Source organism: Streptomyces sp. NPDC005262, from assembly GCF_042872425.1.
In the GTDB taxonomy this organism is placed as follows: Bacteria; Actinomycetota; Actinomycetes; order Streptomycetales; family Streptomycetaceae; genus Streptomyces.
Genome location: NZ_JBIAKK010000020.1, coordinates 15,547 through 35,013, shown reverse-complemented (window position 1 = coordinate 35,013; position 19,467 = coordinate 15,547). Strand labels below are relative to the sequence as shown.

Sequence of the window (19,467 nt, the reverse complement as noted above, 5' to 3'; positions counted from 1 at the left end):
CGGAAGACGAAGTTATCTGGACAGTTCCCCCTTGTAGGTGACTGTGTGCACGGAGCCGCGTGCGTAGGGTTCCGGACGTGCGAGTGGTGAAGGAGCCCGATGCGGCAGCCGGCCAGCCCCAGGTGCGGTTGGTCGACGCGTCCGGCGAGCCGGTAATTGAAGTCGATGAGTTTTTGCGGTTGTTGACGGTGCGGGCGTACTCGCCGAACACCGTCCGGGCCTACGCTCACGATCTGCAAAAGCTCTACCTGTTCTGCGAGGAACGCGGGATCGGGGCGGGCGGGTTCACGCCGGCCCGAGCTGTGGAGTTCCTGGAGTGGCTGCGGCTGGCGTCGTCCTCGCGGCGCGCCCAGCGGCTGGAGCTCGGCATCGCGACGCGCGAGGGGCGGGTGCTGTCGGCGAAGACCTGCAACCGGGTCCTGGCCGCGGTGTCCTCGTTCTACGAGTTCTTGATCGCGAGCGAGAAGTACGCCGGCCGGGACAACCCGATCGTCAAGAAGGTCGACCAGGCGGCGGCGCGTGTGCCGGACCGGTACCGGCCGCCGTTGATGAACGCCCGACGGCAGCAGCCGGTTCGCCGGGTGCTGCGGGTTAAGACGGTGGAGCCGGTGCCGCGTCCGATGCCGGACGGTGTCTACCGGGCTCTGCTCGATGAGCTGCGGACCCGCCGGGACCTGGCGCTGTTGGAGCTGATGTGGGAGGGCGGACTGCGGCCGGGCGAGGTCCTGGGGCTGCAGTTGGAGGACATCTCCTACGGCCAGCGCCGGGTGACGGTCCGCAAGCGGTTCGACCACCCGCGCGGAGTGCAGCAGAAGTCCCGCCGGGACCGCGTGGTCGACCTTCACGAAGGGCGGGCCCTGGCAGCCCTGAACGCCTACGTGATGCGTGAGCGGCCGTCCGATATGGACAGCCCCTGGGTCTTTCTCGTCGGGGGCCGGGGCAAGCGCCGGGGCGAACCGCTGGGCTACGACGCGCTGGTGCGGATGTTCGCCCGGGCCGCACAGCGGGCCGGGGTGCGCGATGCCTGGCTGACGCCGCACAGCCTGCGGCACACCCACGCCACCAGGATGTTCGAGGGCGGCATGCGGGAGCTGACGCTGATGACGCGGCTCGGGCACGCGACGCCGGACTCGATGAAGGTTTACACCCGGGTCAGCGATCCCGAGGTCGTCAAGGACTACCGACAGGCGATCGGAGAGCAGGACACGTGAGCACGAACGCCCCATTGCGAGCGGCGTCATCGCCCTTCACCTCCGCCGACACGGTCCCCCTGCACTGCGCAGAAGCGGAGTACGCGGCGTTCACCGACGCACTGCCAATCAGCGACCGGTGGCGCCGCAAGCACGCCAACTTCCGGCGGCGTTTTGTGCGCACCTACCCGGACCTGCCCTCCTGGTTCGCGTTGCCGCTCCGAGTCCGGCTCGGCTGGCGCAACGGCGAGGGCCAGAACCGGCGCCGCGCCCCCGAACCCGGCTTTGACACGGCCACGGCATGGATCAACTTCAACGCCCGCCACTACTTGACCTACCTCGCGCTCACCGGCCGTCTGCGCATGGACTGGGGCTGGCTGCTGGGCATCGGCGTGCTCAAACCGTTCCTCGTCGCCGACCAACTCGGCCTGCCGATGCGTGACCAGAGCGAGGACCTGCGCCATCGGCTCCTCGCGCTCGGACACGTCCGCGATGACGCAGCATTCCGCGTCCCCTGGGGGTTGATCCGGCTGGTGATGCACCGCGGCGACGCGGATCTGCACACGCTCTCCAGCGACGAGATCGAGGGGATGCGGCATGCCATCCGACACTGCGAGCGCATCCCCGGCCTGCTCCAGGTCGTCGGCGAGGACCGCTGTCCCACCTTGAAGGCCGGGTGGGGCACCAACGCCTATCGCACCGGCCTTGCGCTGTTCCACGCCGGCATCACCGGCCGACCGCCCGCCCGGGAGGAGACGGTTCCGTTGCCGCGGCTCAGCGGGAAACCGCGCATCGACGCCGTCTTCGAACGCTTTCTGGCCGAACGCGCCCTGGTGCTGCGGCCCGAGAGCATGTCCAGCACCCGCGGCGGGCTGCGCCGCTTCGGGCTCTGGCTGGACACCGAACGCCCGCACATTGCCAGCCTCGACCAGCTCAACCGGGCCGACCTGGTCGACTTCATGGACTCCGTCCACCGGCTGCACAAGATCAAGCATCCGGACCAGCCACTGAGCCGGGCCTACCGCGCCGGCATCATCTCCACCGTCGCCGTGCTCTTCCGCTACGCCGCTGTCGCCGAGTGGGACGACGTCCCTGCCCGCCCTTTGATCACGCACGCCGACATGCCCCGCGTCATCGAACGCGTCCCCCGCTTCATTCCTGCCGACCAGCTCGGCCCGGTCATGGACCGCGTCCGGGCCCTTGGCTGTCCCCTCCAGCGGTGCGCGCTGCTGGTCGCCCGGTGGAGCGGCGCCCGCCGCACCGAGATCCGCAAGCTCCACCTCGACTGCCTCGACGTCTACCCCGACGGCACGCCCCGGCTTCGGCTCGCAGCGGGCAAGGCCCTCAAGGAGCGCACCGTCCCGCTCCACGAGGAAGCCGCCGAGGCCCTCCGTACTCTCGCCGCACTGCGGCAGGTCCAATCCGACCGTGGGATCCACGACCCTGATCTCGGACGCCCGACGCGCTACCTCTTCCTGCGCAACGGCGTGATCGCAGGCCCCGACTACCTCTTCGCCCACCCGCTCCGCGTGATCTGCGAAGAGCTGGCCATCCTTAACGGCGTCGGCAAACCTGCGATCCACCCCCACCGGTTCCGGCACACCCTGGGCACCCAACTCGCCGAGAAGGGTGCTCGGGTCCAGACCATCATGAAGGTCCTCGGCCACAAGAGCCCCGGCATGTCGATGACGTACACGCACATCTCCGACCCCACCGTCCTGGCCGACTACCAGGCCGTGCTTCAGCCCGGCGCCACCATCGCCGGCCCCCTCGCCGACACCCTGCGTTCCGGGCAACTCGACCAGGACGCGCTGGACTGGCTCAAGACCAACTTCTACAAGACCGAACTCGAGCTTGGACGCTGCCTTCGCCTGCCCCAGGAGGGCCCTTGCGAGTGCGACCTCTACCTCAGCTGCGCGAAGTTCGTCACCACACCCCAGTACGCGACACGCCTGCGTGAACGCCTCTGCGTCGAGCGGCAACTGATCACCGACGCAACGGACCGCGGATGGGAGCGGGAGATTGATCGCCACCGGCGCGTCGCCGACCGCATCACCAGCCTCCTCGACGACCTCGGCGAACCACACGACGAGCCGGCCGACTGACCAGTGCGACTGAGAAAAACACTGGTCGAACGGCTTCGCCCAGGACAGGATGCGGCTATGCGTTTCCCCAACGAGGACCCCGAGCTGCTCGCTCTTGTCCACCGCTACGTCAGGCCAGACCGGCGCTACCTCAAACTCGGCGGCCCTCTCACGCGCATGACCGAGCCTGAACGCACCAAGTTCACACGGGAGCTCGGCGAGGCCGCCGGCGAGATCACGCCCCGCGAGCTGACCATCCTGCTTGAAGGCACGTGGCGCGAACGCAAAACCGCAGCCTGGCTCATCACCGTCGCCCGCAGAACTGAGTTCCGCGAACGCCTCGGCGAAATGCTGCTCGCCAGCGAGGTCTGCTTCGCAGGCTCGGCCTACTGCGTCACCTTCGCCACGTTCGCGACTCCCGCCGACGCAGATCTGCTGGCTGCCTACCTCGATCGCTACCTGCGACGCCCCGACCTCTACTACGACCAGCCGGCCGCCATGGGCGCGCTCCTCCACCTCGACGCCAAGCTCCATGCCGACCAAGCAGCCCGGTTCCTGACCGCGGACGGCCTCTGGCATCAGTGGATCGACGGACCGCCCCGCAAGGAGCACCACGGCACGCCAGACAGCTATCGCGAGAACATCAGCCGGCTCTGCGTCTTCGCCGATGAGAGCGCCGAGCACCGCCCGACAAGGAACCGATGACGTCGTCCTCAGAGGGGTGACACCTGATCGAGGGAACCCACCGCCGCACAACTCAAGGTTGTCCAGATAAACGATGTAGATGCGGTCCCGCCACTGCGGGGCACGCAGGTTGGTGTCGTCGCCGACGTGCGCGGAGGTGGCGCACAGGATCTGCGGGGCCTCGTAGCCGAGCTCCGTCATGGCCTTGACCCAGGTCCTGAACAGGACCCAGCACAGGGCGAACTCGACGACGTTCTCGATCACAACGTACGGGAACCGCTTTGCCTCGCAGGCCCGCACCACGCACCAGGCGGTGGGCCGGGTCCGCTCAAACGCGTCCGGCGTCAGGGCCTTCCACGACTCGGCGTCGTCGTCGTCACCGAGCTGGTCCAGGACGTCGAACAGGTTGAGCTGATCGGTCGGGTGAACGCGGCCGCCGGCCGGGGACACCTCGGTGCAGATGATGCTTGCCCACAGAAGAAGGGCGCGGGGCAGGAACCGCATCGGGTAGCCGCTGACGTCGGCGGTCAGGTGCTCGATGGTCGGGTGGTTCGCGGCGTGCGAGTCCATCGCGGTCTGCCAGTGGTTCATGGCGAGCTTGCCCTGCCATCCGGATTCCACCAGGCCGGAGGAGGAGCCGCCGGCCCCGGCGAGCAGGTCGTTGAACGTCAGCTCGACGTCGCGGGGAAGAATGGTCAACACGGTGTTCTCCAAGAGGTGCGGGTCGGCCCCGCCGATGGGGCGGGGCCGAAGCGGGTCAGGTGCGGGCGGGGCAGGGGCCGGTGAGGCGGGCGATCAGCAGCGGCAGGGCCGCGGCGTCGCCGATGCGGCGGGCGTAGTCGATGGCCTCACCCAGCTGGGCGCGCTGCGCGTCGGTGACGGGGTGGTTGATGACGCACCAGCACTGGCGGGCCGGGGCGGGCGCCGCCTGCGGCTCGGGGGCTTCGGGGACGGTGTCCACGGGTGGTGTCTCCAAGAGGTACGGCGCGGCCCCGCACACGTCGGTGCGGGGCCGGGCGGGTCGGGTGGGGGTCAGGCGCCGATCGGGGTGACGAAGACCGTCCGCACGACCTGGTGGCGGTGCCAGACGGTCAGCGGCCACTCGGTGCCGCCCTGCTCGTGGACCTGCTGCCAGCCGTCCTGGTCAAGCTGGTGGGTGTAGAGGCCGTACTCCTTGACCGCCTGCAGGTGGGTGTCGAACGGGTCGGAGACGAGCCGTCCGACTGCGGTGTGCTGGGGGCTGACGCCGAGGACGACGACCCCGTAGAGCTGCGAGCGGTCCGACACGGACTCGCCGAGGACCTGCCCGGCGGTCTTCGTGTCGGCGTCGCCCATGCTGTGCAGGTAGATCGCGATCGCGGCGAGCATCGCCTTGATGTCGGCGGCGCACTTGCTGTGTTCGCCCTCGGGGGTGGAGTCGTAGACCAGGGCGTCGAAGTTCGGGTTGTCCTTGTGGCTGCGCACGATCCGCCAGCCGGTGACGTCCTCGAGGCGGGTGGGCAGCTCGTGCTCGTCGGCGATGACCAGGTGCGTGCCGTCGGGGAGGTTGACGTAGATGACGTTCTGGCCACCGGCGGTGTCGAGGTCGCAGACCAGTCCGGCCGCGCGCAGCGGGGTGGTGACGGCGTCGTACTGCGTCCAAAGGGCCTGCCACTGCGGGTCGTTCAAGCCGCCGTGGTCGGGCAGGGAAGCGAGGGTCATCGTGATCTCCAAGAGGTGAGCGGTCGACACAGTACAGGGTTGTGGCACATCTTGGAACCGGGCGGCGGGATTGCCCGCCGCCCGGACCGGGGTGGGTCAGTCGCCGGCGGGGTGCTGGAGGGTCAGCACGGGGGCCGGGGCGGGCTCGGGGCCAGGTTGGCGATCTGGCCCTGCAGGCGCTTCAGTTCGGCCCTCTGGCGGGCGATGTGCTTGCGCTCGGCGGCGTCGGCCTCGACGTCGATCGCGTTGGCGTGGGCGTCGAGGGCGGTCGCCATGCGGCGGGCCTCCTCGGCGATCTGCCGGGCCTGGTGGGCGGCGTCGCGGTCGCGCTTGGGGCTGAGGTGGAACTCGGCGCCGCCGGCCTCGGCGAGGAGCTGCCGGGCGACCAGGTCGCGGGCGTGCTCGGCGCTGCCGACGTCCTCGAGCTGGATCCCGTCGCGGACGCACTCGTCGAGCTTGGCGAGCTCGGCGAACAGGCCTTCGACGGTCCCGCGGTTGGCGGTCCAAACGTCGGCGAGGGCGATCAGGACGGTGGCGGCCTGTGCGGAGGCGTCCAGGACCATCCGGTCCGGGTGGTCGCGGCGCAGGGTGGGCAGGTGGCACATGCGGTTCTCCAAGAGGTCAGTTTGCTCGGTCGGGTGGTGTGGCACATGCGGGCCCGGACGGCGGATGTCGCCCGCCGTCCCGGCCGGGGGGTCAGGCGGTCTGAGCGGACTGCCGCACGGGAAAGCCGAGCTCCCCGGCGAGCGCGATGGCGCGCACGGCGCTCGCGAGGTAGCGGCCGTCCTTGAACTCCCCCACGGGGGCGGTCAGGCCGTGGAACTCGCCGCTCACCTCGGTGATGGCGATGGGCCAGGCCTCGACGAGGAAGCCGACGACCTTCTCCGACTCGACGACCAGGACGTCGCCGTCGCGGATGTCGTCGCGGCACTGGGTGGCGTCGTATGCCTCGGAGGTGTCGTCGAAGCGGTGGACGGGCCCCAGCAGGGCGGCGTCCTCGGCGGCGATTTCGGCGTCGTTGGCGTCGATCGCGTCGGCCTCGGCCAGCTCGTCGGCGGCGCGCGCGGCGTCAGCTGCGTCGTCGTCCTGGATGTCGATGTAGTTCATGCGGTTCTCCAAGAGGTCAGTGGGACGTTTGAAAGATGTGGCATATCTGGGGCCGGGGGCGACTACCCGCCCCCGGCCAGAGGGCTACGTCATGGGATTGCTGGTGGCGGTGTAAACCGAGTGCGGCCAGACCATGCAGTCGGTGACCCTGACCCAGGCCGGCCTGTCCAGGAGCTGGGGGGCGCGGGGGTCGTGATAGTCCGCCGGTGACATCGCCTTGGTGTACGTCTGGTGCGGAAGCCGCATCCTGAATCGCGGACTGCAGCGCCAGCTGGCGAAGACGCACGTCAGCTTGCTGGCGGGGTCGGCCGACTGGGCGGGGCTATCGATGGCCGTCATCACCGTGCGGGGCACTTCTCGCAGTAGGTGACGCTGAGCCAGTCGGGATTGGTGAGGATCCTGGGGTCGTTGAGGCTGCGTGCGTTGTAGTTGCTCGGGTGCATCCGCCTGACGTAGGTGTTGTGCGGCGTCGACTGGGCGCACTGGACGCAGTCTTGGATGTGCATGGGCTGTCCCTCCGTTCGCGGTGTCGTGGGCGGGGGGCCTTTCCCCCTCACCACTGCCCTTATTCTATCGCCTTTGGGGTGGGGGTCCAGTTTTATTTTTTGTGTGACCGGGCGTCACCGGGCCCTTCCCGCGCCGCCCGTGCCGCCTGGCGGGCCAGCAGCCGGGCCGCCTCCACGTCCTGCGGGCGGTCCTTGGCCACCTTCCGCGCCTGGGCTTGGTCCGCGTGCCAGTTCTTCATGAACTCCCGCTGCGACTGCCGCTCCGCCTCCACCCGCTCCCGGTCGCGCTCCGCGCGCGCGGAGCGCGGGTTGGTTTTGCAGCCACGACAACTGGCAGCCGGAGTCGAGTGCTTGGGGCAACCGTGCGGCTCCCCTGCGGCGTCAGCCGCGGGGGTAGGGGGGAAAGGAAGAACAGCAGTAGAAGAAGGAAAAGAAGGGGTTCCACCGGTGGAACCCTTGGGGTTCCCCCCGTGGAACCCTTGGCGTTCCACGGGTGGAACCCTGGGCTCGTCGTCATCAGGGTTCCACCCGTGGAACCCTGGCTCTCGCCTCACCCCTTCGCCGGCGGCCAGCTCCTGCACGTCGAGGCCCTCGCGCGTCCTCGCATCTATGTCCTCGTGCGTCATCGCGGGCTTGGACGGTGCCGCGCGAGTGATGCCCGAGCGGGCTTTGTTCGGGTTCTTCGGCGCGGCGTCGGCGGCCTGGAACCGGGCGTCCAGGTCGTCGTTGGACGGGATCGGGGGCACCCCCAGCGGGAAGACCCGGTACACCGCCCGGCGCCCGAGCATGCCGACCTCCACGCGCTCGATCAGGCCCTTGGCGACCAGCTCGGTGACGATGGTCGTGCACCGCTTCTCCCCCACGCCGACCCACGCGCGAACACGCTTCATCCCCGGCTTGGACAGGCGGGTCTCGTCGTCGGCCGAGTCGCAGATCTTCATCAGGGCCAGCTTCTGGCCCTGGGTGACCACATCGGCGGGCAGGTATGCGGCGACGAGCATCAGGTGAATGGACAACTGAACTTCCCCTTCTGCGGGCACGCTGCCGCCCGCCCGGGTCGCGGGCGGGCGGCAGCGGTCCGATCAGGCCTTGTAGGCCCGCACGTTGATGGTCTTGGGCGTCTTCTGCGCGGTCTTCCTCTCGGGGACCGCGAGGCCCGCCTCCTTCAAGTTGGCGACCATCCGCTTCTCGTCGGGCACCATCGGCACCGTCAGGCCCGCCGACTCGTGGAGGTCGACCATGGCCTGCAGGTCGCCGGACCAGACGTCGTTCCCACCGGTCCACACCAGCTCGTTCGCGCCGTACACGCCCGCCGGCGAGAGGTCGACCTTCTTGCGGGCCAGGGCCTTCATGCGGTTGCCCTGGAGGGCCAGCTCGTGGCCTCGCACGTACTCCGCCAGGGCCTCGGTCCGGTCGGCGTCGTCGTGGATGAGCACGGTCTGCACGGCCGCGCCGGGGCTCTCGGGCAGGCCCCAGCAGGCCGTCATGAACGGGCAGTGGTCGCAGATGGCATCCAGGCCCGGGCCGTCGAAGTCGCGGCGCCCCTCCTCGGGCGACTTCAGCTCCCGCACACGCTGGACCCACCAGCGGGCGCGGGTGGCCTCGTTCGGGTCGAAGTCGAACTCCTCGATGTGCTCTTCGCCGTTGTCGCGGTTGACGAAGCGGAAGCGGATCCGGGCAACCTCCAGCGGCCCGAGCTTGGCCAGGTACCGCTGGCCGCGCACGTCCTCGAACCCGGTCGTGCGCAGCAGGTCCGCGTACAGGTACACCTGGCGCAGCTCGGCCGCCGAGGGCCCGTAGCGGCGCACCTTCTCCCACAGGTACGTCGACTTCGTCTTGACGTCCTCCACGGTCACCCCGTGCTCGGCGGCCACCTTGGGCCGGTGCCGGGCCGGGACGCGGGCAGCGGTGGCCTGGTCGAGCTGCACGGCGTCGATGTGGCCCCGGATCGTGTCGTCGGCCACCGCCCTCTCCACCAGCCAGCCGTACTCGGTGCGGGCGGCACCGAGCAGGCCCTCGTGGATGTAGGTGCCGAGGATGGCGGCTCGCTTCTCGGACCAGTCGGAGGGGGTGGTCCCGAACAGGACGTAGGCGGCGCGGCGCTCACACACGGTGTCGGATGCGCCGAGCTGGCGCTGCAGGGATCGCGGCCGTCTCGCGTCGACGTCGTGAGCGGCTGTCCACAGGGACACGCTTTCCATAGGTTCTGCGGTCATCAGGTACTCCTGGAAGTAGGGCGGCTCAACGCCGGGCGGGGACCTTGGATGCCGTGGTCTTGGCGGGGTTTCGCTTGCGCGCAGGCCGGCGTGTCGGCTCCGGCACGGTCACGTCGTCGGGGTCGACGTCGGGCTCCTCGGCGGCCTTGCGCTCCGCTGCGGCGCGCAGCCGGTCGGCGTCACTTGCCGAGCCCTGGCCCATGTCGGTGGGCGGGTTCTCGAGGACGGCGACCTTCCGCTCGATCGCCCCACGGATCGAGACGACCTCGGCGCGGGTCAGGCCGGTGTCGTCCTTGGCGGCCTCCCACCACAGCTCGCGCAGCTTCTCGACGTCCTGCAGCTCCTCGACGTCGTTGTCCTCCAGCCACGCCTGCACGCGGTCGCCGACCAGGGCGGGCATCTGGCGGGGCTGGGAGTCCATCGAGCAGCCGAGCCGGTTGAACACCAGGTCCTCGACGGTGAAGTTCTCCAGGACGAGCGGCTTGCCGTCCTCGACCCGCAGCTGCAGCGAGCGGGCCTTGATGACCTGAGGTGCCCTGCCACGGCGCATGCGCACCCACACCGAGCAGTCGAAAGCCAAATCCTTCTGGGCCTGGACCTTCCACTCCCTCAGCACGCGGCCGCGGTTGTCCTTGACCGGCTTGCCGCCCTCGTCGATGGCGGTGATCTGCTTGCCCCGGGCGGTGATGATCGCGATGCCGGGGAAGGTCTGCAGCAGGTGGATGACTTCCAGCCAGCGTTCGGTGGCGTCGTTCCACAGGTTCATGCCGACGTCGATCGAGGCGTCCGGGTTCTCCTGCAGGAGCTGCGCGTTGTTCCTGCTGCGCCGGGCCCGCTCGTTGGTCCAGGTCTTAAGCATCCGCCACAGCGCGGTACCCGAGTCGACGGACAGCACCACGGGCGGTTCGCCGGCGGCCGCCGCCCGGCGGGCTTCGAGGAACACAGCCCGGATCTGCTCCAGGATGTCCCGGTAGGTGCCGTCGTGCTCGATGATCAGGTAGCGGGCGCCGTCGATCGCCGCGTACTCGTCGGCACTGCCTTCGGCGAGGTCGACCCAGTACATCTGGCCGACGAGCTCGGAGGCGGAGAACTCGGCGGCGGAGTAGGTATTGTGCGTGACAACGAAGTGCTCGGTCACGTACAGGTGATCCTCAGCGGCGACCCTGATGCACCGGGCGGGTTTCACACCGAGGAACGTGATCTCCTTGACGATCCGCCACGGCATCATCGCCATCCGCTTCGGCCGCGCGGCCTGCCACCTCTCGACCTTGCGCGACAGCGCGAACGGGCAAACACCTGGCTGCAAGCGCACCCGGAGCCGAAACGCGAGCTGTCCCTCTCGCAACTCACCATCAGCCGTGCGGAACTTCGGCGTCTTGGTGGACGTCGAGGCGGTGCCGCCCAGGGACTCGACCAGTTCGCGGACATCGGCCGCAAGGCGATGGGAACTCGTGTAGAAGAGCGCCCCGGTCTTCTCCACCCCGCCGTCGGTGTCCATCAGCCCGCGCAGCAGCGCCAGCCGGTCGTCAACGCTGGCCCGCTTATACGGCTCGGGGATGAACTTGTTCTCGCTGCGGTGCCCGTGCAGGCAGAGGTCACGAAGCCGGGTGAGCGTCGCACCGCCCCGCAGGAAGATGTTGCGGGGGTCGCTCTTGTCCTCGGCCACGGTGTCGCCGGGGGGCAGTGCCGCCCGGACTGCCGCGTGGAGCTCCGGGTCTGCGCTGAAGAAACTGACCGTCTGCGTGATGCCACCGTCTCCGAGGAGGAGACCAAGCAGGTACGGGTTCAGCGGGAGCGGAGTGCCGTTCTGCGCGTAGTGCACGGGCTGCACCATCGGCAGGTGCACCACCCGGCCCGCCTTGAGCAGTTCGGCGATCGCATCGGTGGTCAGGACGCGGCCGGGGTGGTTCCGGCGCTCTCCGTTTTTGCGCCGCCGGTGCCGGTCCTGCGTCGTCCACACCTGCCACAGGTGGTCCCCGGCGGCTTCAACGGTCGCTCCGTCGGACAGGGTGACACGGTAGATCGGCAGGTCGCCGCGGTCGAACACACCGGTGACGGTGGTGACATGGCCGTCGGCGCCGATGACGTGCCTACCTTCGGTCAGGTCACCAATGCGGGTCCACCCGTCGGGTGTGGCGACGAGGGAGTCGAGTGGCTGGGCCTTCCCGGCGCCCTCGTCTCCTTCGAGGAGGATCAGGGGCCACGGGACGATGCCGGTAGGTTTGCGGGTTTTGAGCTTGATGCCCATCGGTACTGCTCCAAGAGGTCGTTGGTCTCATCTGGCGCGCAGGGCCCGGGTCTCGAATAGCGGCGCCCACTGGGCGTTGCGTTCGATGAGGAGCCGCACGTACCGGCTGCGGAAGTTGTTGTTGAGCCGGAAGACATCGCCGCTGGTGGCTTCGCCGTAGCGCCAGCGCAGGAGCTCGAAGAGCATCCCGAAGCCGACGCGGGCGAAGCCCTTGGCGACGCAGTCGGTGGTCAGTGCCTCCAGGTGCCGCAGCACCCACGGGTTGAGGGCGTGGAACGCCTCGAACCGGTGCTGGATGGACTGGCCGGGGTGGATGTCGGGCTGCTGGACGGGCTGGATGTCATCCAGGCCGGGCAGTTGCTGCTGGATGGCCAGGCCGGGGTGGCTGGCCAACTGCTGGACGGGCTGGCTGCCGTCCAGGCCGGGCAGTTGCGTCTGCTGGTAGGGCACGAAACCCCCGAAAGTGCGCTCACACTTGAATGGTGTGGCACATCTTCACCGATACGAGTCACGTGATCAACAGGCGAGGCACCCCCGGGCCCGCGCCGACGGGTCGGCGAACGGGCCACGCACGTGGTGGCGTTCATGCATTCCTCCCAAGAGCAAGGCCAGCGTCACCCTTTGCGACGCTGGCCTTATTCTATCAAACTTGGGGAGGGTGTCTAGCTGTTTATGCAGGTCAGGGGCGCTTTGCGGCGAGTCCGCGCGGGACGATCACGGAGCCGGGGCCGGTGTACCGCCTCTGCCGCAACGCCGCCTCCACCTGAGGGTTGACCGCCCACGGCACGGTGCGGGCCTTTGCCTGCATCATTGGCGCCCCCACATTGATCAAGGTGTCCAGCAGCCAGATCGGCGACCCCGACAGCGAGTAGTCCGGCGCCACGAACCCGCCCTTGCGGACCGCCGCCGACATGGTCTGCTGGCTGGACAGGCCGAACAGTTGTGTCGTCTCCTGCAGACCCAGCAGCGGCGGCACCTCGTCCACGCTCTCCGTCCACGCACCGGGCTCCTGCTCGGCGATGAACTGCTGCAGCACCTTGCGGTCCATCTCCTTGCGCCGGGGCGCGATCTTCTCGAAGTCCCGCACGAACGACATCAGCCAGTACGGCGACCCCGAAATGATCACCGCACGGTCGTAGTTCAGGATCCCCCGGCCCAACCACTGCGTGATCAGCGTCCCCGGCACCCCGTACACGGCTGCGAACTCCTGCCTGCCGGCCAGGAACGGCTTCGTCGGCATCGCCGGCCCCCTCTTCTCCCACTGATGTTGTATCTAGAATACAGCTAGGCTCGCCCCGGTGTTCGAGCTGACCGGCTGCTAGGGTGAGTGCTCCAAGAGGTCGAGGCCCCCACCGCGTGCGGTGGGGGCTTTGGTCTTTCCCGACCTGGGTCAGCCGAGCGGCGTCGGCTGCGACTCCTGGTACTGCGGCGGCGCCGCGTACCCCAGCAGCCAGCCGAAGCGCGGGCTGATGTGGAGCTCGGCCCAGCGGAACACCAGGTAGTAGGCGCCCGCGAACGCCGACGTCTCCAGCGACACCAGCATGGTGCTGTCCAGGTCGATGCCGAGGCGTAGGGCCTGGGTGATCAGCCATCCGGCGAGGATCGGCGCGAGGGTCCGCACCAGCGACAGAAGGTAGTTGTAGAGCATTCTCACTCCTTGGGTTGGCGGGCGACCGCAGCGTTCGCCCAGAACATGACTTCTTCGAGCCGGAACAGGGCGGCCTGCTTCTCCGCCCCGGCCGGCAGCTCGGCGTTCAGCGTCAGCGCGAGGTCCAGGCACACCGTGCGGACGTCCTCGTGCGCCTGGCGGCGCGCGGCGGTGTCGGCCGGGTGGAACGTGAACCGGCGGATGATCTCTTCGGCGTCCATCCGTCCCTCACTTCCGGCCGTAGGCGAGGGTGAACAGGTAGGCCCAGCCGCGCGGCCCGATCGCCACGTCGTGCGGCTTGCCCTTCTCCCGGAACTGCGGGTGCGCGGCGAAGAATTTGCCCACCCCGGCCTGCGTGCGCGGCCCGTACGTGTCGGACAGGTCCCGGTCGCTGATGGTCATGAACTTGGCCTTGCGCAGCGCCTTCTGCAGCTCCTTCGCCGACGGGCGGGACTTGCCCGGCGCCAGGCCTGCGGGGAACTTCGGCGGCGCGTAGGGCTTCGCCGTCGGCGGCTTGGGCGTCGGCGGCTTGGGGGTGGCGGGCGCCCCCGCCCACGTCTTCCAGTCCTCGACCGTGGCGAAGTTGCACACGTTGACGTCGGTGTGGTTGCGGATGCCGTACTGGTGGACCACCCACGAGTGCGTGACGCGAGGGTGGCCGGCGGCCGCACCCGGGTCAGCGATCCACAGGCCGTCGCCGCACTTGCTGGTGGTGTCGCGGTTCTTCCAGTAGTCCAAGTTGCAGTACAGAACCACCCGCAGGTGCGGCCGTAGCTTCTTCACGGCCGTCAGGAACGCGTCCTTGTCGGCGCACGACGGCACGGTCCCCGACGTGGTGGTCTCCCAGTCGCACGCGAGGACGTCGCCCGCCTTGGGCTGGGCACAGTGGATGAAGTACTCGGCCTGCGCCTGGACGTTGCCCGGCCACAGGAAGTGGTACCAGCCGACCGGCTTGCCCGCCTTGCGGGCGGCTGCGGCCTGCTCCACCCGCAAGGGGTTGGCGTAGGTGCGGCCCTCGGACGCCTTGATGATGACGACGTCCACACCCGTCAGGTCCGGGTGTGGCTGCAGCGAACTGATGTCGATGGCCTTGATCATGTTGTTGCCCGGTGCTTCTCCCCCACGCCGGACGGATGGTGCTGCAGCGGCGCAGACCCTGCTACGGGCCTGCGCCGATCCTGCTGGTGAACCACAGCTGCACCAGGCCCAGCAGTAACGGGGCGACGAACACCGCCACCAGCCACTTGCGGGTGTTGGCGGCCTGCTGCTGGTCGCTCTCGCGCTGGCGGACCGCGGCCTCCTGCGCATCCTCAACCGCCTGGATCCGCTGGTTCACCAGACGCTGGTCGGCCTGGTAGACGTCCTTGGTGACCATCTGCTCGAACCGCTGGCTCATCGCGGCGAGATCACCGCGCAGGTCGTCACGAAGCTGCTTGATGCCGTCGCTCTGGTCTTCGCGCAGCTGCTGGAGCGTGCGGTGCAGTTCCCACAAGGTGGGATCGGCGTTCGGCGGCTGCGTCACCGCGCACTCCCTTGGTTGGCGTGCCCCGCGCCGCATCCGATCTTAGGGGCACGGGGCGACACCACACTGGGGTCAGGCCATCTCGGGCTGCGGGTCGATGAGGATCGCCGACACGATCTCCATGTTCTGCTGGCACAGACCGCACTGGACGCTGGGCGTCCCGGCGTTGGAGTACAACTCGGCGACGTCGAACGGCGGCTGGCCGTAGTTCTCGCACGTCTCGGTGATGCACTGGACCACCGCGGCGTAGTACTTGCCCGGCTCGAAAACGAGATCGCTCATGATCCGACCACCATCCAGAAGACCGTCGTAGTGACCGTGGTCGAACGGGTGAGCCACACCGTCAGACCAGTTGCGGTGACGCTGGTCGCCCCCACACCGGTCACGGAGGTTCCCGGCACGGTGGTGTTCGCGGTGACGAACGCGCGGAAGGTGCTCCCCGCCACGTGCAGGCCGCTCACTGTGAAGCTCGTCGGGGCGTTGGCCGCGCTCGGAGTGATATTCACGGACCCGAAGGCCATGTTCCCCGCGGTCAGGCGCCCCGGTGCGGTGATCTTGTCCGCGCTCAGGACGATCTCGGAGTCGGCTGTGACCGGCCCCGTCTCCGAGTACAGGTTGATCTCCGCCGCCGAGTTGCCCAGGTCGCTTCCGCTTGACAGCAGGAGCTCGTACAGGCCCCCGCCCAGGAAGGAGTACAGGACCCCCGCCTCTTCCTGCAGGGAGGTCTGACCCGAGATGCCGAAGCGGACGTCGCCGGCGGTCAGGGCCCCGTAGTAGTCGACGCCGAACCGGCTGTCGTAGGTGAAGTAGGCGCTGCGCCCGTTGCCGTCGTCGGGCACGATCTCGGCGAGGACCTTGCCGGTGGCGTCCGTGGCGAAGAAGCGGTTGCCCGACAGCGCGAGCCGCGCACCCGACTTGGCGGTCTGGACCGTGGCACCGGTGATGACCTGCCCGTCGATCGCCCCCGCCACAATGTTGCTCGCCGTGAGCGCCCCCATCTCCACGACCTCGATCGCGAACATGTCGATCTCGGCCGTGCCGCTGCCACCCGTGTAGTTCACGAACACGATGGGGGTGATGTACCGGACGTTGGCGTGCAGCTGGCCGGGCGCGTTGGCGTTCGGCTTGACGCCGCCGACCGGGGCGGCGGACGTGCCCTTGATGTAGCCGGTGTACGTCACCCACCCGCCGGTGGTCAGGTCATGGGCGTTGGCGGCGACGAAGAACTGGCTGGAGGACGAGTTCGCTCCCGTGATGTTCACCCACGTCACACCGTCGGCGGCGAGGCCCGCCACACCCGCGTACAACTTCTGGTTGGTGCCGGGCGTGCTGTTGGCGACGGTCTGCCGGACCCGGGCGCTCACCCGGTAGGTGACGCCCGGATCGAACGGGATCTTGACGTCGGGCCGGTAGCCGGCCGCGATGTAGCCGACGCACCGCATCACGCTGCTGCCGGACTGGGCGTCGGCGACCGCGACGGTGGTCATGGAACCGGAGCCGGATTCGCTCCACTTGGAGGCCTGGTCGCCGAAGTCGTAGAACTTCTGCCCGACCTGCCCCTGCAGCCCGACCGACAGCCGGTCGACGTTGATCGTCCCGGCGTTGAGCGCGGATGCGTCGAGGTTCTTGATGGTCGCCTTGGACGCGTCGAACGTCCCGACGACGATCTTGCTGGCGTCGATGGAGGAGATCACGCCGGACGCGGCCGTGATGGTGCCCGCCACGAATTTGTCGGCGGTGAGGGTGTTCACCGCCATCAGGTCGCCGGTCAGGCTCAGGGCCTTGATCTGGGCGGCGGTGATGCTGGCGGCTATCAGGACCTCGGCGGCCATGGTCCCCACCGCGAGGCGGTCGCCGTTGAGCTCCCCGACGACCAGCTTCGGTGTGGTGATCGAGCCGTCGGCGAGCTCGGTCTTGCCGACCGCTGCCGCTGCGATCTTCGCGCGGGTGACGGCGTCGTCGGCGAGCGCGAGTTCGCTGATGATGCCGTTCAGGACGGCCTGGGCGACGACAGGCGTCGGCCCGGCCGGTCCCGCAACCGGCGACGGGTCGGAGACGACACCGGATGTCGAAACGGACACCAGGCGCACCCACACCGGGACCGCCGCTGGCACGGTCATCGTGCCGCCCTGCGCCGAGTAGAACGCGGAGAACAGGGACCCGCCGTCGGGGAACTCCGGGTCGGTCGAGGAGTGCACCTCCACGTACGCGAAGTCGGCCGGGGCCGGGGCGCCACCGGCGAAGGAGCCGTCCCAGGCCACAGCGACACCGCCGAGGACGGACGTGATCGTGGGGGCGCCCGGCACGGGCGGCGGGGGGCCGTTGACGGCCGCGACCGCCAGCGTGCCGTCCGGCTGCAGGCCGATGCTGCCGCGCAGGTCTCCGCCGTCGTCGTAGACGGTGATGGCGCCGTTCTCGATCGAGGAGTTCGCTAGGCGGCTGGTACGGGACAGGTCCCGCACCAGCCGTTCCAGGGTGGCGATCCTGCCCGCCAGCACGGCGAGAGTGTCAGCCAAGGGTCAGCCTCCGTAAGTGAAGGAGTCGGCGCGCGCCAGGCGCACCGTCATCCGTTCCTGCTGGTCCCCCTGCGCCGCCGTGAGCGTCCATCCGGTCACCCGCGCCCATCCGTCGTAGTCGGTCCACTGGTCGTGGATCTGCACCCACACGTCGTCGCCCACCGCGAAGGAGCCGAAGCGGGCGGCGGGGTGGTCGATGAGGTCGACCTCCGGGATGTCGCCGCGTATCTGGCGGGCGATCCGCTCGGTGCGGGCCCTCGCCGACAGCTGGTCCTTGCCCTTCACCGCGGGCAGGTCTATGACTTCCTCGAGGCGCAGCCGCCCGTCACGGACCGCGTCGATCGCACGCAGCCGCGCCCGCCCCTCACCCGAGCCGAGGGCGACGACGACCTGCGCGAAGGTGTCACCGTCGTAGATGACCGGCTCAGGAACGGCGATGTTCACGCCGGTCGTGAACGACACGTCCGTGCGGCGGGTACCAAGGCGCGGCCAGCCGATACGGAACCTGCGCAGCGGCACGTCGCCCGACCACTGGACCTGCTCGGTCCACTCCGGGCCGCCGTCGGCGTCGACCGCGTCGACGACCAGGTCCGCGAGGCTGCGGGTCTCCCACCAGCCGGAGGCGTACGGCTCCTCAGGGGTGCCGATCTTAGCCTTGGAGGTGGTGCCGTCGACCAGCACGCCCAGGTTCCCGTCGGGCTGCTCCTGGCAGTACGCCCACACGTCCCGCATCAGCTTGCACGGGTCGCCGTACGTGTACGGGCCGCGCGCGTTCAAGTTGCCGTGGAGGTCGTGGCGGCGCCCCAGGTACGAGGTGAACCCGGCGGCCTCGATCGGGTACCGGCCGGCCTCCGGCTCGGCCCGCCAGATCAGGCCTCCCCACATGAGCTTGGAGTCCCGCTCGGCAAAGATCAGCGTGTTGCCGGGGTCGACCATGGAGCCCAGCACATGCGCCAGGTGCGGTTCCAGCGTCGCGGACAGGCTGCCCGGCCCGTTCAGCTCCGGGCCGTAGGAGACATCCGACAGCGGCAGGTCCCATGCCAGGACCTGCCCCGTCAGCGCGCTGCACGTCAGATAGCGGTGGGAGTGCACGCTTAGAACACGCCCTCCTCGAACTCCACGTCCGCGATGGCGGTCGTGGCCGTGTCCACCTGCAGCGTTCCGGCGGCCGCGTTGTCCATGGCGATCATGGCCTGCAGCAGCTGTGTGGTGCCGCGCATTGCGGAAGGCACGGTGATGGTGTCGGCGGAGATCAGGTTCACGCGCTGGGAGCGGTCGCCGCTGGTGAAGGTGCCCGTGTCGAAGTTGACGCCCTGGCTCTGGACGGTGCCGAGCTTGAACGCGGCATGCCCCCACACGCTTCCGTTCATGACCTGCGTGGCGGCGACATTGAAAATGATGCGGGTCCGTACCGCCCACACGGGCACGGCTATGTTCCAGCGGGCCGCCGTCGGCCACGACACGTACGTGCCGTCCTTGTTCCCGGAATAGTTCTGGTCGCCACTGGGGGAGGCGGTGTAGATCTGCCGGTCCCGGCGCGGGTTGGCGATGGTCCGCAGGTTGGTGATCAACGCGTCGGTGATCGTCGCGGTGTTCGGCCCCATCGTGATCCGTGCGAGCGGGATCGCGGTCATGCCTGCCGGCGGCTGCGTCGCGGTGCTGCTGACGTTGGAGACGACGTAGAAGTAGCCGATGTCGTCGGAGGCCGGGTTCAGCTGCCCCTCGTAGTCGGGGTCCAGGACGCGCAGCACCACCATGTCGGTGCGCCCGGTCGCCCCGGTCGGGGCGATGTTCAGCGTTGCCGAGCCGACGTTGTACTGGGTGTAGGAGCCCTGACCCGAGGCGGCTCCCCGGATCACGCCGGAGCCGTCGGCGATCTGAACGCCCGCGCCGGGCGTCGTTAGTTGGGTGACCTTCAGGTCGTTGTACTCGGTCACGCCCTGCGACCCGCGGGACAGGTCGCGGATCATCATGCGCATGGTGCGGGCGGGGTGGGTGCCGCCGGTGACCATCATCGGGGGTTGGATCAGCGTCATTGGGGTGTC

Annotated in this window: 22 protein-coding genes; 3 read left to right on the top strand and 19 right to left on the bottom strand. The window is 69.1% G+C overall.

The window, feature by feature from the left end; translation table 11 throughout:
• Nucleotides 1-77: 77 nt before the first annotated feature.
• From ACFYP5_RS33685 to ACFYP5_RS33675, 3 genes are read left to right on the top strand one after another with little or no spacing between them, the layout of a single operon-like run.
• Nucleotides 78-1,211 carry a tyrosine-type recombinase/integrase gene (locus ACFYP5_RS33685; RefSeq protein ID WP_389042891.1) on the top strand — a complete coding sequence of 378 codons (1,134 nt, stop codon included), beginning with the start codon at nucleotides 78-80 and terminating at the stop codon, nucleotides 1,209-1,211.
• Complete coding sequence (locus tag ACFYP5_RS33680) at nucleotides 1,208-3,295, top strand: tyrosine-type recombinase/integrase (protein WP_389042889.1); 2,088 nt, start codon at nucleotides 1,208-1,210, stop codon at nucleotides 3,293-3,295. The genes ACFYP5_RS33685 and ACFYP5_RS33680 overlap by 4 nt, the downstream gene beginning before the upstream one ends.
• Before the next feature lie 57 nt (nucleotides 3,296-3,352).
• The gene (locus ACFYP5_RS33675) at nucleotides 3,353-3,979 is read left to right on the top strand and encodes a DUF6000 family protein (RefSeq protein WP_389042887.1); all 627 of its coding nucleotides are present in this window, start codon (nucleotides 3,353-3,355) and stop codon (nucleotides 3,977-3,979) included.
• Between the two features lie 736 nt (nucleotides 3,980-4,715).
• Here the strand turns inward: ACFYP5_RS33675 and ACFYP5_RS33670 are convergent.
• The 19 genes from ACFYP5_RS33670 to ACFYP5_RS33580 form a co-directional block, all read right to left on the bottom strand.
• Complete coding sequence (locus ACFYP5_RS33670; RefSeq protein ID WP_389042885.1) at nucleotides 4,716-4,919, bottom strand: hypothetical protein; 204 nt, start codon at nucleotides 4,917-4,919, stop codon at nucleotides 4,716-4,718.
• 71 nt (nucleotides 4,920-4,990) lie between these two features.
• A complete protein-coding gene (locus tag ACFYP5_RS33665; RefSeq protein ID WP_389042883.1) occupies nucleotides 4,991-5,659 on the bottom strand; it encodes a hypothetical protein in 669 nt (222 codons plus the stop codon).
• Between the two features lie 122 nt (nucleotides 5,660-5,781).
• Complete coding sequence (locus ACFYP5_RS33660; RefSeq protein ID WP_389042881.1) at nucleotides 5,782-6,276, bottom strand: hypothetical protein; 495 nt, start codon at nucleotides 6,274-6,276, stop codon at nucleotides 5,782-5,784.
• A 79-nt stretch (nucleotides 6,277-6,355) separates the two neighbouring features.
• The gene (locus ACFYP5_RS33655) at nucleotides 6,356-6,766 is read right to left on the bottom strand and encodes a hypothetical protein (protein ID WP_389042879.1); all 411 of its coding nucleotides are present in this window, start codon (nucleotides 6,764-6,766) and stop codon (nucleotides 6,356-6,358) included.
• An 84-nt stretch (nucleotides 6,767-6,850) separates the two neighbouring features.
• Nucleotides 6,851-7,105, bottom strand: coding sequence for a hypothetical protein (locus ACFYP5_RS33650; protein WP_389042877.1), 255 nt, complete (start codon nucleotides 7,103-7,105; stop codon nucleotides 6,851-6,853).
• Nucleotides 7,105-7,272 carry a hypothetical protein gene (locus tag ACFYP5_RS33645; protein ID WP_389042876.1) on the bottom strand — a complete coding sequence of 56 codons (168 nt, stop codon included), beginning with the start codon at nucleotides 7,270-7,272 and terminating at the stop codon, nucleotides 7,105-7,107. The genes ACFYP5_RS33650 and ACFYP5_RS33645 overlap by 1 nt, the downstream gene beginning before the upstream one ends.
• Nucleotides 7,273-7,364: 92 nt before the next feature.
• On the bottom strand, nucleotides 7,365-8,288 hold the full coding sequence (locus tag ACFYP5_RS33640; RefSeq protein WP_389042874.1) for a hypothetical protein: 924 nt from the start codon (nucleotides 8,286-8,288) through the stop codon (nucleotides 7,365-7,367).
• Nucleotides 8,289-8,354: 66 nt separating this feature from the next.
• Complete coding sequence (locus ACFYP5_RS33635) at nucleotides 8,355-9,488, bottom strand: PD-(D/E)XK nuclease family protein (protein ID WP_389042873.1); 1,134 nt, start codon at nucleotides 9,486-9,488, stop codon at nucleotides 8,355-8,357.
• A gap of 25 nt (nucleotides 9,489-9,513) precedes the next feature.
• A complete protein-coding gene (locus tag ACFYP5_RS33630; protein ID WP_389042871.1) occupies nucleotides 9,514-11,736 on the bottom strand; it encodes an LAGLIDADG family homing endonuclease in 2,223 nt (740 codons plus the stop codon).
• Nucleotides 11,737-11,763: 27 nt separating this feature from the next.
• Nucleotides 11,764-12,186, bottom strand: coding sequence for a hypothetical protein (locus ACFYP5_RS33625; RefSeq protein WP_389042870.1), 423 nt, complete (start codon nucleotides 12,184-12,186; stop codon nucleotides 11,764-11,766).
• 229 nt (nucleotides 12,187-12,415) lie between these two features.
• Complete coding sequence (locus ACFYP5_RS33620) at nucleotides 12,416-12,976, bottom strand: hypothetical protein (RefSeq protein WP_389042869.1); 561 nt, start codon at nucleotides 12,974-12,976, stop codon at nucleotides 12,416-12,418.
• Between the two features lie 150 nt (nucleotides 12,977-13,126).
• Nucleotides 13,127-13,384 (bottom strand): hypothetical protein, encoded by a 258-nt coding sequence (locus ACFYP5_RS33615; RefSeq protein WP_356672392.1) that lies wholly within the window; start codon nucleotides 13,382-13,384, stop codon nucleotides 13,127-13,129.
• A gap of 2 nt (nucleotides 13,385-13,386) precedes the next feature.
• A complete protein-coding gene (locus tag ACFYP5_RS33610) occupies nucleotides 13,387-13,605 on the bottom strand; it encodes a hypothetical protein (protein ID WP_356325957.1) in 219 nt (72 codons plus the stop codon).
• 7 nt (nucleotides 13,606-13,612) lie between these two features.
• Nucleotides 13,613-14,482 carry a glycoside hydrolase family 25 protein gene (locus ACFYP5_RS33605; protein ID WP_389042867.1) on the bottom strand — a complete coding sequence of 290 codons (870 nt, stop codon included), beginning with the start codon at nucleotides 14,480-14,482 and terminating at the stop codon, nucleotides 13,613-13,615.
• 61 nt (nucleotides 14,483-14,543) lie between these two features.
• Nucleotides 14,544-14,906, bottom strand: a complete 363-nt coding sequence (locus tag ACFYP5_RS33600) for a hypothetical protein (RefSeq protein WP_326604269.1) — start codon at nucleotides 14,904-14,906, stop codon at nucleotides 14,544-14,546.
• A gap of 72 nt (nucleotides 14,907-14,978) precedes the next feature.
• The gene (locus ACFYP5_RS33595) at nucleotides 14,979-15,188 is read right to left on the bottom strand and encodes a hypothetical protein (RefSeq protein WP_356643479.1); all 210 of its coding nucleotides are present in this window, start codon (nucleotides 15,186-15,188) and stop codon (nucleotides 14,979-14,981) included.
• Nucleotides 15,185-17,422 (bottom strand): hypothetical protein, encoded by a 2,238-nt coding sequence (locus ACFYP5_RS33590; RefSeq protein WP_389042865.1) that lies wholly within the window; start codon nucleotides 17,420-17,422, stop codon nucleotides 15,185-15,187. Before ACFYP5_RS33590 ends, ACFYP5_RS33595 begins: the two co-directional genes overlap by 4 nt.
• 3 nt (nucleotides 17,423-17,425) lie before the next feature.
• Complete coding sequence (locus ACFYP5_RS33585) at nucleotides 17,426-18,514, bottom strand: hypothetical protein (RefSeq protein WP_389042864.1); 1,089 nt, start codon at nucleotides 18,512-18,514, stop codon at nucleotides 17,426-17,428.
• A 2-nt stretch (nucleotides 18,515-18,516) separates the two neighbouring features.
• Complete coding sequence (locus ACFYP5_RS33580; protein WP_389042862.1) at nucleotides 18,517-19,458, bottom strand: hypothetical protein; 942 nt, start codon at nucleotides 19,456-19,458, stop codon at nucleotides 18,517-18,519.
• Between the last annotated feature and the right edge of the window lie 9 nt (nucleotides 19,459-19,467).